At 66.7% G+C, this 12980-nt stretch carries 11 protein-coding genes; 5 read left to right on the forward strand and 6 right to left on the reverse strand.

Going from position 1 to position 12980, the window contains the following annotated elements; all coding sequences use genetic code 11:
• Positions 1-23: 23 nt before the first annotated feature.
• Entirely contained in the window at positions 24-1532 is a 1509-nt protein-coding gene (fliD, locus tag WT24_RS00700; protein ID WP_059503251.1) for a flagellar filament capping protein FliD, read from the reverse strand.
• Positions 1533-1664: 132 nt separating this feature from the next.
• Positions 1665-2819, reverse strand: coding sequence for a flagellin (locus WT24_RS00705; RefSeq protein WP_060030455.1), 1155 nt, complete (start codon positions 2817-2819; stop codon positions 1665-1667).
• Between the two features lie 519 nt (positions 2820-3338).
• On the opposite strand from WT24_RS00705, the gene rpsU reads away from it, so the two are divergent.
• Entirely contained in the window at positions 3339-3551 is a 213-nt protein-coding gene (rpsU, locus tag WT24_RS00710) for a 30S ribosomal protein S21 (protein ID WP_006401410.1), read from the forward strand.
• A gap of 166 nt (positions 3552-3717) precedes the next feature.
• Here rpsU and WT24_RS00715 read toward each other — a convergent pair whose 3' ends face one another.
• Positions 3718-5841 (reverse strand): TonB-dependent siderophore receptor, encoded by a 2124-nt coding sequence (locus WT24_RS00715; RefSeq protein ID WP_060030457.1) that lies wholly within the window; start codon positions 5839-5841, stop codon positions 3718-3720.
• A 229-nt stretch (positions 5842-6070) separates the two neighbouring features.
• Here WT24_RS00715 and WT24_RS00720 point away from each other — a divergent pair, with 229 nt between their 5' ends.
• Positions 6071-7306, forward strand: coding sequence for a PepSY domain-containing protein (locus WT24_RS00720; RefSeq protein ID WP_060030460.1), 1236 nt, complete (start codon positions 6071-6073; stop codon positions 7304-7306).
• A 90-nt stretch (positions 7307-7396) separates the two neighbouring features.
• Here WT24_RS00720 and WT24_RS00725 read toward each other — a convergent pair whose 3' ends face one another.
• Positions 7397-7999 carry a DNA-3-methyladenine glycosylase I gene (locus WT24_RS00725; RefSeq protein WP_060030463.1) on the reverse strand — a complete coding sequence of 201 codons (603 nt, stop codon included), beginning with the start codon at positions 7997-7999 and terminating at the stop codon, positions 7397-7399.
• 142 nt (positions 8000-8141) lie between these two features.
• On the opposite strand from WT24_RS00725, the gene WT24_RS00730 reads away from it, so the two are divergent.
• Positions 8142-9023: a BadF/BadG/BcrA/BcrD ATPase family protein gene (locus WT24_RS00730; protein ID WP_060030466.1), complete on the forward strand. Its 882-nt coding sequence runs from the start codon at positions 8142-8144 to the stop codon at positions 9021-9023.
• Between the two features lie 255 nt (positions 9024-9278).
• The gene (locus tag WT24_RS00735; RefSeq protein WP_059790339.1) at positions 9279-10103 is read left to right on the forward strand and encodes a Cof-type HAD-IIB family hydrolase; all 825 of its coding nucleotides are present in this window, start codon (positions 9279-9281) and stop codon (positions 10101-10103) included.
• 131 nt (positions 10104-10234) lie between these two features.
• Here the strand turns inward: WT24_RS00735 and aqpZ are convergent, their stop codons facing one another.
• Positions 10235-10975, reverse strand: coding sequence for an aquaporin Z (gene aqpZ / locus WT24_RS00740; protein WP_059503265.1), 741 nt, complete (start codon positions 10973-10975; stop codon positions 10235-10237).
• Between the two features lie 299 nt (positions 10976-11274).
• Here aqpZ and WT24_RS00745 point away from each other — a divergent pair, with 299 nt between their 5' ends.
• A complete protein-coding gene (locus WT24_RS00745; protein ID WP_034183894.1) occupies positions 11275-11571 on the forward strand; it encodes an H-NS histone family protein in 297 nt (98 codons plus the stop codon).
• 104 nt (positions 11572-11675) lie between these two features.
• Here the strand turns inward: WT24_RS00745 and WT24_RS00750 are convergent, their stop codons facing one another.
• On the reverse strand, positions 11676-12740 hold the full coding sequence (locus WT24_RS00750; RefSeq protein ID WP_059503267.1) for a glycosyltransferase family 4 protein: 1065 nt from the start codon (positions 12738-12740) through the stop codon (positions 11676-11678).
• Positions 12741-12980 lie beyond the last annotated feature (240 nt).

Raw genomic sequence — 12980 nt, forward strand, 5'->3', positions numbered from 1 at the left:
GGGCTCTCCTGTCCGGCTAGCGGTCAGCTCTTGTTGTTCGCCAGCGCGCCGCCGCTGTTCGCGCCGCCGAACAGCTGGGTCAGGTATTGCGAGTTGGTGTTCATCGTCGCCATCAGCGTGTTGAGCGCGGTGAACTGCGCCTGGTACTGGGTGGTCAGCTGTGCTGCGTAGTTCGTCAGCGTAGTCTGCTGCTGGGCGACGTTCTTCAGATCGTTGCTGAGCGCGGTCGTGCGCGCGGCGATCAGGCCGTTCGTCTTCGTGTAGTTCGTGATGTTGGTCGTCAACTGCTCGCCGATCCCGTTCGTCGAGTTGAACAGGGACGCGACGCCCGTCGGATTGTTCTGCAGCGCGCCGTTGAGCGCGGTACTGTCGACCTTCAGCGTGCCGTCGGCCTGCAGCGTGACGCCGATCGACGCGAGGTTGACCGTCGAGCCGTTGGTGTTCACGCCGCTCGCGACGATAGACGCGAGCGCGTTCTTGATCGTGTTGAGCGTCGAGTCGCCGAGCAGCGGGCCTTGCGACGACGCGCCGGACGTGAAGCTCGACAGCGAGCCCATCGTCGTGACGAGCGTGTTGTAGAGCGTCGCGAAGTTGTTGATCGCGGCGGCCTGGGATTTCGTGTCGGTCGCGACCGTCAACGTTTGCGGCTGCGTGGCGCTGACGGCGGCGCTGGTCAGGTTCAGCGTGACGCCGGTGATCGCGCTCGTCACGGTGTTGCTCGCGCTCGTGCCGGCGATCCCGTTGATCGTGAACGCGGCGTCCTGCGCGGCCGTGCTCTGCTTCCACGCGGCGCTGCCGTTCGCGGACGTGATCGTCGACTGGCCGCCCGTCGTGCTGGCCGTCGACGTGACGCCGAGGCTGGACAAGCCGTTGTCGCCCGCGACGTTGCTGAGCGCGACGCCGATCGTGCTCGCCGCGCCGGTCGGCGTCGAGCTGAGCACGAGGTGCGCGCCGTCGCTGCCGTTGACGACCGACGCGACGATGCCCGGGTTGCCGGTCGCGGTGTTGATCGCGGCGGCGATGCCGGACAGCGTGTTGTTGGTGTTGTTCACGTCGACCGTGAACGACTGGCTGCCGAGCGACAGCGTCATCGTGCCGGTGCCGAGCGCGGTCGACGCGCCGAACGCGGCCGACGACAGCGATTGCGACGTCGCGATCTGCGTGACGCCGACCGAATAGCTGCCGGCCACCGCGCCGGCGCCCGCGGTCGCGGTGAGGCCGGTGCCGCTCGCGGTCGCGGTGAAGGTGTTCTGCAGCGAGCCGTTCGACAGCGTCGTGAGGCTGGCCTGCAGTGCGCTCAGCGCGGCCGACAGCGCGCCGTACGCGGAAATCTGGGTGTTGTCGCTGCTTTGCTGCGCGTTGAGCGCGGCGGCCTGACCGGCGGTTTTCGCATTGACGAGTGCCGTCACGAGCGAGTTGACGTCCATCGACGAGTTGCCGGTCGAACCGCTGATGATCGATTGGGCAGCCTGTTGCAGCTGGCTGTTGGCCGAATTGTTGGCGGCAGTGACGGCGGAATTGATCGTCGACATCGTAGTGCTCCGTGCGGCGGATGATCCGTGGAATTCTGGGTGGAGACTTGGCGGTGGGGCGACACCCCGCGCGCCAAGTGCCTGCGGCCGGGCCGCGCGTTACGCGGGGCCCGGCCGTGGGTTGCTACGCGATTACTGCAGGAGCTTCAGGACCTGCTGCGGCAGCGAGTTCGCCTGTGCGAGCACCGAGATGCCTGCTTGCTGCAGCACCTGGTTCTTCGACATGTTCGCGGTTTCCTGCGCGAAGTTCGCGTCGGTGATCTGCGACTGTGCCGACGACAGGTCGGTCGATTCTGCCTGCTGCGACGTGGCGATTGCCGTGAAACGGTTTTGTGCCGCGCCGAGTGCCGCCTGCACGTTGTTCACCGTCTGCAGCGCGTTGTCGATCGACACCATCGCGACGTTCGCCCCGCTGACCGTGCTGATGTCGAGGTTCGACACGGTAGCCGGTTTGTTGACGGCGTTGATCTGGCTGATCGCGTTGGTGATTGCCGTCTGTTGTGCCGCGGAGGTGCCCGCGCCGGTTGCGCCGGTCTGCAGCGTCAGATTGCCAACTGCCGTTCCGGTGCCGGTGGTTGCGTTTGCGCCGAACACCGACTGTGCAACGGTTTGCGAGATGGAGCCGCCGTTCTGATCGGTGAACGTGTAGCCACCCTTACCGTCGGACAGCACGTTGATCGCGGTGATCGTTGCGCCCGAACCGGTGTACGCACCGTTGTTGTCGAGCGACAGACCCGTTACCGTACCAACCGTCTGGCCCTTCTGCACCAAGCCGCCGCCGATCTTCGCAGCCGACATGCTCTGGCTCAGGTCCAGCGAAATCGTCTGGCCGACGTTCGCGCCGACCTGGAACGACACGATGCCTGCCGAGCCGTCGAGAATGTTCGTGCCGTTGTACGTCGTTTGCGACGCGATACGGTTCACTTCCTGGATCTGCTGCGAAACTTCCTGCTGCAGTGCTGCCTGGTCGGTCGTGGACATCGTGCCCGTCGACGCCTGGACGGCCAGCTGGCGGATACGCTGCAGGCTGTTCGTCAGCGACGACAGTGCGCTCGAAGCCGTTTGAATCATCGACACGCCGTCGTTGGCGTTCGACACGCCCTGGTTCAGACCGTTGATCTGGGTCTGCATCCGGGTCGAGATCGCGAGGCCTGCTGCGTCGTCCGCTGCGCTGTTGATGCGCTTGCCCGACGACAGGCGCGTGATGGCCTGGGACAGGGCGTTTTGCGAGCCGTTGAGGTTCTGCTGTGCAACCAGCGAGTTGATGTTGCTGTTAATTCCGAGCATGGAAAAATCTCCTGTGTAAGCCGAAAGCCCTGGAAAGCCGTTTTGGCGTCGGCGGAAGCACTCGTTCATTGCTGGCCGCCTCAGAGCAGGATTTCGGCGTACCAAAACAAAACTTGAGGGGCGCTTGCAGATTCGGCCCGATTTTTTATCCTTCTTTGTCATTTCGGAACGGCGCAGCGTGGCGCCGGGTTAAACGGGGCAGAAACCGGTGCAGAGACGCAGTCGCGATGCTGTGCGCACACGACCGACAAAAGGGTGGTTTTGTCTGTGATTCCCTGCTATCATGGCGGGCTGAATTGAGATTTTCTGTCACGCCTTTGCCGGTTTCGGCATGTCTGCTGGCAGTCAAACGCGGCGCTGCACGCGGTTGTGAAGCGTACTCGCGGTGCTTTCCGCCTCTCTTTTCCGGCCTCCGAGGCCGTATTTCCGCTCGTTTCGCCTGTTGTGGGGACGCTCGGATGGCCGGTGCGTGGCGCTTGGCCGCTACGTTTTTGACCGTTTAAGCAATTTAGGAACGACATGACGACGATTCTTCTGAAAGAAAACGAGCCGTTCGAAGTGGCGATTCGCCGCTTTCGTCGCGCTATCGAAAAAAATGGCCTGATCGCTGAACTGCGTGAGCGCCAGTCTTACGAAAAGCCGACCGCAGTCCGCAAGCGCAAGAAGGCAGCAGCCGTCAAGCGCCTGCACAAGCGTCTGCGCAGCCAGATGCTGCCGAAGAAGCTCCACTAAGAGCGTCTGCCGGTTCGCCGCAAAACGGCGGAGTGTGCCTCGAAAGAGGCCGCTCCGCCGTTTTGCTTTGGCGGGCCGGGAAAATCCCGAGGCCATTGCGGCGTGGGTGTTCCCGCCGGCTGGCGAGACCCTGCGGCCAGCGGGTTGCGGCCGCCGGCCGCGGCGTTCAGAAATCGATCTTCGCGCTCAGGCTCACCGTGCGCGGGTCGCCCGGCTTCACGTAGTCCGCGTACTGGTATTCCCAGTAACGGCGGTTCAACACGTTGTCGATCGATGCGCGCAGCGTCACGTCGTGCCGTCCGACCCGCGTCAGGTAACGCGCGCCCGCGTTGACGACGAGAAAGCCCGGTGCGTCGAGGCCGCCGGCCGCGCGCAGCGGCGTCGCGCCGGTGAATTTCGCGTCGACGCCGAGCGTCAGCCCCGGCACGCCCGGCACCGCATAGCCGAGGTCGCCGGCGAGCACGAAGCGCGGCGCGCCGGCCACGCGGTTGCCATTGTTGCCGATCCCGTTCGCGTACCACGCGTCGAGCAGCATCGCGTCGACGCCCGCGTTCCAGTGCGCGCCGAATTTCGCGCGCGCGCCGACCTCGATCCCCTGAATGATCGATTCGCCGTCCTGCACGTAGACGTTCGCGGCGTTCGCGTATTCGGCGCTGCGCTCGATGCGGAACAGCGCGGCCGTCGCGCTCCAGCGCGCGTGCTCGCTCTTGATCCCCAGCTCGTACTGCTTGCTGCGCAACGGCTTGAGCACCTGGCCCGTGTTCGCGTAGACGTCGTTCACGCGGCTGCCGGGCTCGAGCGACTCGGCGTAGCTCGCGTACGCGGTGGTCGTCGGCGCGAGCTTGAACATCACCGCGAAGGTCGGCGTCACTACGCCGTTCTGGCGATAGCCGGGGGCCTCGGCGCCGCTCGCCTGGAACGCGCGCTGCGCGTAGTTCATGTAGCGCACGCCGGCCAGCACCGACCAGCGCTCGGTCAACTGCACGGTGTCGCTCGCGAACAGCGATTTCTGCACGATCTCGCTCGTGCGGTACTGGATGAAACCGTGCGGACTCTCGTAGCGGTACGGATTCGGCGCATAGAGGTTGCCGGCGCCGAGCGGCACGAACACGCTGTTCGCCGAATAGTCGTTCGCCTGCTTCTGCCACGACGCGCCGAGCACGATCTGGTGGCTGAACGGGCCCGTGCGTACCTTGCCCTCGACCATCGCGCGCCACTGGCTGAAGCGGTGATCCTCCATGCCGACGTAGCGGCTGTCGGTGTAGTTGCCGGCCGCGTCCTGCAGGTAGAGCGTGCTTTCGTTACGCCGGCGCGTCGCCTTGCTGTAGCTGTACGTGACGTCGAGCTGCCAGTCGGGCGCGAGCTGGTATTGCAGCCCGGTCGTATAGAGCTGCAGGTTCGTGTTCAGGTACTGGTCCTTGCCGCCCAGGTTCGTCGATCCGCCGCTGATCGTCGCGGGCAGCGCGCCGCCCGGATAGCTGCCGGTGAAGATCGACGGCGTCTGGCCCGTCGTGCGGCGGTCCTGGTACAGCGCGCCGAACGACACGGACAGGTCGCGCGTCAGGTTCGCCTGCAGCGCGAGCGACACGCTGTCGCGGCGGATGTTGCCGTCGTTGTAGGTCTTGCCTTCCTCGTGGGTCGCATTCAGCCGCGCGCCGAACATGTGGTCGGGCCCGAAGCGCTGGCCGAGATCGACATGCTCGGTCCACACGTTGGTGCTCCGGTAACCGATGTCGACGCTGCGCACCGGTTCGGCGCCCGGCTGCTTCGTCACGTAGTTGACGACGCCGCCCGGCGTCACGAAGCCATACAGGAAGCCGCCGAGCCCCTTCAGCAGTTCGACGCGATCGAGCTGCTCGTACGGCATCGTGATGCCGTACGTGACGAACGGCAGTCCGTCGATCTTGTAGCCGTTCTGCCAGTCGAGCTGCATGCCGCGCACCGTCATGTAGCTGGCCCAGGCGCTGTAGGCGCCGCTGTTGTCCGACACCGACGCGTCGTTCGCGAACACGTCGCCGAGCTTGTACGGCTGGCGGGCCTCGAGCTCTTCCGACGTGACGATGGTCGTCGAGAACGGCGTGTCGAGCTGGCGGCGGGTGCCGAGCGCACCCGTCGAGATCGTGTCGGTCAAGTGTTGCGGCGAATCATGCGCGGCCGTGATGTTGAGGGCGGGCAGTACCGCGGCGTCGCCGGGCGAATCGTCTGCGTGCGCGAGCGACGCGGCAAGGCAGGCGAGGGCGGCGGCCACGCGGCGTGGACGGACAGGCGGGCGGGCGAGGCAGACGGTCATGGCGAGCGAGTAAAAATGCGAGTAAGAATCATTCGCATTGCGTTAAAATGTCGCGCATCGTATCAAAACCCGCCAACCGCGCAACAATTCCATGCCGCGTACAAGGGCATCCGGCCTCGCCGGGCCCGACCGGATGACCGTTGCGCGGCGCTCGCCATGAAATGAACTGCATCCCGTCGAATCGGGGCCGCCGCTCGTGCCGGCCCGCTTTTCTTGCGCCGCGCACGCGATGAACGCGTTCCTGCGACCGTTTCTCGTGCGCCTGCACCGCTGGTTCGGGCTCGCCATCGCGCTGTTCCTGTTCGTCGCGGGGCTCACCGGCGCGCTGATCGCGTGGGACCATGAACTCGATGCGGCGCTGAACCCGGCTTTCTATACCGCGCGCAGCGGCGCGGCGCCGCTTGCGCCGCTCGAGCTCGCGGCGCGTATCGAAGCCGCCGATCCGCGCGTGCAGGTGACCTATCTGCCGCTCGCGATCGAACCGGGGCACACGCTGCAGGCGGGCGTGATGCCGCGTACCGATCCGGCGACCGGCCAGCCGTACGCACTCGGTTTCAGCCAGATCGCCGTCGATCCCGCGACCGGCAGGGTGCAGGGCCGCCGCGAATGGGGCGCGCCGTCGCTCGCGCGGCTCGACCTGATGCCGTTCATCTACCGGCTGCACTACTCGCTGTTCCTGCCCGTGTACGGCGGGATCAATTTCGGGTTCTGGGTGATGGGCGTCGTCGGCATCGTGTGGGCGATCGACAGCCTGATCGCGCTCGTGCTCGCGTTTCCGAACCTGAAAAGCTGGCGCAAGTCGTTCGCGTTCCGCGTGCGGCGCGGCGGCTATCCGCTCGTGTTCGACCTGCACCGCTCGGGTGGCGTGTGGGTGTGGGGGCTGCTGCTCGTCGTCGCGGTCACGTCGATTTCGATGAACCTCGCCGTGCCCGTCGTGCGCCCGCTGGTCTCGCTGGTGTCGCCGCTCGCCGAAACGCCGTACACGAATCCCGAACATTTCCCGCCGGCCCCGCCGGGCAGCCCGGTGCTGCCGCGCGAGCGGATCGTCGAGATCGCGCGCTCGGCCGGCCGCGACGCGGGGATCGCCGCGCCGCCGGGCGCGCTGCTGTTCGCCCCTGCGATGAACGCTTACGCGGTCGGGTTCTTCACGCCCGGCAACGACCATGGCGACGTCGGGCTCGGCAACGCGTGGCTGTACTGGAATGCGGTGACCGGCAAGCCCGTCGCGGCGCAGGTGCCGGGCCGCGGTTCGGCCGGCGACCTGTTCATGCAGGCGCAGTTTCCGCTGCACTCGGGGCGGATCGCCGGTGTCGCCGGACGTGTCGCCGTGAGCATGCTCGGCATCGTGATCGCGATGCTGAGCGTGACGGGCGTCTGCATCTGGGTGAAGAAGCGCAGCGCACGCGTGCGAGCTACGCGAAGCGCGCGGGCGGCCGTATCGGCGTCGTCGCGCGCGGCGCGGTAAAGGCCGAACGGCAAGTAACGAGCGGCAGGCGGACGGTGCCACCGCCGCAGGGTGGCGGCGCGGCGTCCGACCGAGTTTGCACCGGCGCCGTCAGCCCGCCTGGCGCAGGCGTGCCGGCTGCTTGCCGCCGAGCGCCGCGCATCGTGCGTGGCAAGGGCAGCCGGCTTCGTGATCGTTGACCATGCCGGTCGCCTGCATCAGCGCATAGCAGATCGTCGAGCCGACGAACTTGCAGCCGTACGCCTTCAGCGCCTTGCTGAGCGCGTCGGACTGTTCGGTGGACGCGGGCGCGTCGCGGTACGACTGCCACGCATTCTGAACCGGCGTGTCGCCGACGAACGACCACAGGAACGCGGCGAGCGACCCGTGCTCTTCCCGGATGCGCTGCACCGCGCGCGCGTTGGTCACCGCCGATTCGACCTTCGCGCGGTTGCGAACGATGCCCGGGTTCTCCAGCAATTTCTCGATGCGCTTGGGCGTGAAGCGCGCGACGGCGTCGACGTCGAAATCGGCGAATGCTTCGCGATAGCCCGCGCGCTTGTTCAGGATCGTCGACCACGACAGCCCGGCCTGCGCGCCTTCCAGGATCAGCATTTCGAACAAGTGGCGATCGTCGTGCGACGGCACGCCCCACTCGGTATCGTGATAGTGAGCGTCCGCTTCCGTCTTCACCCAGTTGCACCGCTGCGACATCGTCTGCCTCGTCTTCAGTGTCGATTCGATCGCGCCAGCATAGCGGAAGCCCTTTGGGCGGGATAGCCGGCCGAACGGCAGATGGGCGCGCGGCGCCGATCCGGTTAAGCTTGGCGCCTGTTCGAATCAGCGGGATGAAGGCATGGCGGCATTACTTTTTGCGATCGGCATCGACGGTGGCGGCACGGGCACGCGCGCGGTGCTGGCAGACCGGCACGGGCGCGAGCTGGCGCAGGGGCGTGGCGGCCCGTCGGGGCTCGGCCTCGGTATCGAGCGCGCATGGGCGTCGATCGGCGCGGCCTGCGCGGACGCGTTCACGCAGGCCGGTCTCGCGTTCGAGTGGTCGCAGTGCGCGCTCGGCTGCGGGCTCGCCGGCGTCAACAACGCGGCGTGGCTCGCCGCGTTCCGCGCACGGGCACCGCTCGAAGCGCTCGCGATCGAAAGCGATGCGTACACGACTGTCGTCGGCGCGCACGGCGGCGCGCCGGGGCTCATCGTCGCGCTCGGCACCGGCAGCATCGCCGCGGCGCTCGATGCGGCCGGCGCGTGCCGGATCGCGGGCGGTTTCGGTTTTCCGTCCGGGGACGAGGCGAGCGGCGCGTGGCTCGGCCTGCGCGCGCTCGCCTATGCGCAACAGGCACTCGACGGTCGCGTGCCGCGCGACGCGTTCGCCACCGCACTCCTTGCGGAAACGGGCGCGCAGAATCGCGACGCGCTCGTCCAGTGGTCGTGCGACGCGAACCAGACGGTCTACGCGCGTCTCGCGCCGATCGTGTTCGCGCACCGCGCGCACCCGGTCGCGAGCGCGCTGATCGCGCAAGCCGGCGACGAGATCGGCAAGATGATCGACGCGCTCGATCCGCAGCAGGCGCTGCCGGTCGCACTGTGCGGCGGGCTGGCGGACGCGCTCGCGCCGGCCGTGCCGGTGCGGCACGCCGCGCGGCTGCGCGCGCCGCTAGACGATTCTGCGCATGGTGCGCTGCGGCTCGCGCTGCAGGCGTTGCGGGCCGCGGAGGGCTGCTAGGTGAGCTAGGTGAGCTAGGTGAGCTAGGTGAGCTAGGTGAGCTAGGTGAGCTAGGTCGGCTAGGTCGGCTAGGTCGGCTGGGTCGGCTGGGTCGGCTAGGGCCGCGGAGGGCGGCCAAGGTGAGCGGCGCGTGCGGAAGATGCCGCGCCGCAGCAGCGCCTCGGGCGGCGCGGGGCCGGCAACCGTCCGGCGCGCTGTCGGGCACGACGTTAAAATGACGCTTCCTCCGTGCCGCGAGCGCCACTCCCCCGTCCCATGTACAAAGTCATCGCCACCGATCTCGACGGTACGCTGCTGAACAGCGACCACCAGCTCGACCCGTACACGATCGACACCGTCCGCCGGCTCGACCGCGACGGCGTGCAGTTCGTGATCGCCACGGGGCGCCATTACGCGGACGTCGCCGGCATTCGCGATGTCCTCGGCATCCGGCCGTACCTGATCACGTCGAACGGCGCGCGCGTGCATGCGCCGGACGACACGACGATCCACGCGCAGGACATCGACGCAGCGGTCGTGCGCAGCCTCGTGCAGCCGGAAGTCGTCGGCGCGCACGGCCGCGTGATCGTCAACCTGTTCACCAACGACGGCTGGCTGATCGACCGCGAAGCGCCGCACCTGCTCGAATTCCACCAGGATTCTGGCTTCCGGTACGAAGTGATCGACATGGCCGCGCACGACGGCGCGGCTATCGCGAAGGTGCTGTATATCGGCGAACCGGCCGATCTGGCGGTCGTCGCCGAGCAGATGCGCGTGCAGTTCGGCGATACGCTGTACGTCACGTACTCGCTGCCCGACTGCCTCGAAGTGATGACCGCGAACGTGTCGAAGGGGCGCGCGCTGCGCACGGTGCTCGCGCGGCTCGGCATCGACGCCGGCCACTGCATCGCGTTCGGCGACAACATGAACGACATCGACCTGCTCGAAACCGCCGGTCACGCATTCATGATGAACAACGCGAACCCCGACCTGGTGGCGCGACTGCCGCACATCCCGCGGATCGGCAACAACTTCGACGCGGGCGTCGCGCGCCACCTGCGCACGCTGTTCTCGCTCGAAGGCGACGTCGTCGCGTCCTGAGCGCCCGCGCCGGGCGCGTTTTCCGCGCGGAAATGAAAAACGGGCGCCAGGGGCGCCCGTCGAAATTGCCTGCCTCGATGTTCTTCGACAGCGTGAGGCTCGCTGCTCTGCTCGCTTGACCCCGTAGTGTTTTATTCGCTTGTGCGAGCTGATGCGGGCAGCAGGTCGACGGCGTCGTCACGCCCGGCGACCAGCGGGTAGATGATCCCCGCGAGTACCGCGCCGATCAGCGGCGCGACCCAGAACAGCCAGAGCTGGCCGATCGCGTCGCCGCCCACGAACAGCGCCGGGCCGGTCGAGCGCGCCGGGTTCACCGACGTGTTGGTGACCGGGATCGAGATCAGGTGAATCAGCGTCAGGCACAGCCCGATCGCGATCGGCGCGAAGCCGGCCGGCGCGCGCTTGTCGGTCGCGCCGAGGATCACGAACAGGAAGAAGCCCGTCATCACGACTTCGCAGATGAACGATGCGGCGAGCGAGTAGTGGCCGGGCGAGCGATCGCCGAAGCCGTTCGTCGCAAAGCCGCTGCCGACGACATCGAAACCCGGCTTGCCGGTTGCGATCAGGTACAGCACGAACGCGCCGAGCGTGGCGCCGACGACCTGCGCGACGATGTACGGCGCGAGATCGCGTGCCGGGAAGCGGCCGGCGACCGTCAGGCCGACGCTCACCGCCGGATTCAGGTGGCAACCCGAGATGTGGCCGATTGCGAATGCCATCGTCAGTACGGTCAGGCCGAAGGCGAGTGCGACGCCGGCAAAACCGATGCCGAGGCCCGGAAAGGCGGCGGCCAGCACGGCGCTTCCGCACCCGCCGAGCACCAGCCAGAACGTGCCGAATACCTCTGCAGCGAGACGCTGAGAAAGATTCATCTAAGGACCTCGTTCAAGTGGGTTGAAGACCCCGGACGACGCAACGAATTTATTTCGTCGTCTGGAATTGGTCTGGATTATAGGAAATGAATCGGGTCCAAGAGGGTAAACGATTGTTAAATTTGAATGGCTGACGAATGCCTTTTATTAGAATAAGTCCGCATTCTCGATATAGGCGATTCGGTTAAAGATGGCAGCATTTATTTCGAAGGGCAGGGCGGCAGTGCGGATGACGTAACGGATGTTGGTGTCCCGGCCGGATTCGCCGGGGCCGCATCATCGAAAAGGGGAGTCGAAAAATGTCTCAATACGCGAAACTCAAGGCGCAGATCGCCGATCTGCAAGCCCAGGCGGACGACGTGCGCCGCCAGGAAGTGGCAGCGGTGATTGCCGATGTCCAGCGAATGATTGCCGAGTATGGCCTGACGGCCCAGGACCTGGGCTTCGCGGAGCGGGCGCGGCGCGGGCGACCGCCGAAGAAGGCGCCGCTGCCGCCGAAATACCGCGATCCGAAGTCGGGTGCAACCTGGAGCGGGCGCGGCAAGCCGCCGAATTGGATCGCCGGCAAAAACCGCGATCGTTTCCTGATCGAGTGAGCGCCCGCCAAATAGAAAGAGCCGCATCGACGATGCGGCTCTTTTGTTTTGCGCGCCGATTTCGGCGCGGATTTTCCGGAATATTTTCCGCGCGGATTTCCGTGTCAGGCGCCCGCGACCCGGCGCAATGCCGGTTGCTTGGTTGCCGCGCAAAGCGATTCGTAAGTTTCGACGTAACGCTGCGCCATTGCCTTCGAGCTGAAACGCGTGTCGAAACGCGCGCGGATCGCGCTGCGCGACAGGCTGTCGATCCGGTGCAGCGCGCCGACCGCGCCCTGCACGTCTTCGACGATGAAGCCGGTCACGCCGTCCTCGATCACTTCCGGCACCGAGCCGCGGTTGAACGCGACGACCGGCGTGCCGCAGGCCATCGCCTCGATCATCACCAGGCCGAACGGTTCCGGCCAGTCGATCGGGAACAGCAGCGCCTTCGCGCCGGACAGGAACGCCGGCTTTTGCGCTTCGTTGATCTCGCCGATGAATTCGACATGCGCCTGGTCGAGCAGCGGCTCGATCACTTCCTTGAAGTAGTCCGCGTCGGCCTTGTCGACCTTCGCGGCAATCTTCAGCGGCAGCCCGCTTTGCGCGGCGATCCGGATCGCGGTGTCGACACGCTTTTCGGGGCAGATCCGGCCGAGGAACGCGAGATATTCGGGCTTCACGTCCGGCTGCGGCGTGAGCAGCGTGTCGGGCAGCCCGTGGTACACGGTGCCGGCCCACGCGGCCTGCGGCAGCGGCTTGCGCTGGTTGTTCGAGATCGACACGACCGGCGAATCCGGGAACGCGTCGAACACCGGCTGCAGCTCCGGCAGGTCGAGGCGGCCGTGCAGCGTCGTCACGTACGGCGTGTCGAGGCGCGACATCAGCGGGAACGGCAGGTAGTCGAGGTGGAAGTGCAGCACGTCGAATTCGTGCGCGACCCGGGCGACCTGCTCGAGGAGCCGCATATGGGGCGCCATCGAATCGCGGACCGACGGGTCGAGCCGCAGCGCGCGCGGCCACGCCGCCTCGAGGCGGGCCGACGTGACGGAGTCGCCGCTGGCGAACAGCGTCACGTCGTGGCCGAGCTCGACGAGCGCCTCGGTGAGGTAGGACACGACACGCTCGGTGCCGCCGTAGAGTTTCGGCGGGACGGCTTCGTAAAGCGGCGCGATCTGGGCAATTCGCATGGGTGTTCTCCTGTGTCGATCCGACGGCGCGACGGCGCCGGTGCGGATCCGTACAAGGTTGCGGAACTTGCCGACGCACGCGGTTGGCGGTACGTGGCCGGGCCTTGGGCGGAGTGCGCGGGGCGCCGGTCGGCAAGCTGCGGGGCGGGCCGGCACGGCTCGCGCCGCCGCCCATTCGAGTCCATTATCGATATCGCCCTGAGGGGTTCGAGTGTTTTTTCAAACACTTAAGGCTTGTTA

Source organism: Burkholderia sp. MSMB1078WGS, from assembly GCF_001528895.1.
Lineage (GTDB): Bacteria > Pseudomonadota > Gammaproteobacteria > Burkholderiales > Burkholderiaceae > Burkholderia.

Coding starts and splice junctions, on each gene's coding strand:
- fliD (WP_059503251.1), bottom strand. CDS start 1,532: ATGTCGACGATCAATTCCGCCGTCACTGCCGCCAACAATTCGGCCAAC.
- WT24_RS00705 (WP_060030455.1), bottom strand. CDS start 2,819: ATGCTCGGAATTAACAGCAACATCAACTCGCTGGTTGCACAGCAGAAC.
- rpsU (WP_006401410.1), top strand. CDS start 3,339: ATGACGACGATTCTTCTGAAAGAAAACGAGCCGTTCGAAGTGGCGATT.
- WT24_RS00715 (WP_060030457.1), bottom strand. CDS start 5,841: ATGACCGTCTGCCTCGCCCGCCCGCCTGTCCGTCCACGCCGCGTGGCC.
- WT24_RS00720 (WP_060030460.1), top strand. CDS start 6,071: ATGAACGCGTTCCTGCGACCGTTTCTCGTGCGCCTGCACCGCTGGTTC.
- WT24_RS00725 (WP_060030463.1), bottom strand. CDS start 7,999: ATGTCGCAGCGGTGCAACTGGGTGAAGACGGAAGCGGACGCTCACTAT.
- WT24_RS00730 (WP_060030466.1), top strand. CDS start 8,142: ATGGCGGCATTACTTTTTGCGATCGGCATCGACGGTGGCGGCACGGGC.
- WT24_RS00735 (WP_059790339.1), top strand. CDS start 9,279: ATGTACAAAGTCATCGCCACCGATCTCGACGGTACGCTGCTGAACAGC.
- aqpZ (WP_059503265.1), bottom strand. CDS start 10,975: ATGAATCTTTCTCAGCGTCTCGCTGCAGAGGTATTCGGCACGTTCTGG.
- WT24_RS00745 (WP_034183894.1), top strand. CDS start 11,275: ATGTCTCAATACGCGAAACTCAAGGCGCAGATCGCCGATCTGCAAGCC.
- WT24_RS00750 (WP_059503267.1), bottom strand. CDS start 12,740: ATGCGAATTGCCCAGATCGCGCCGCTTTACGAAGCCGTCCCGCCGAAA.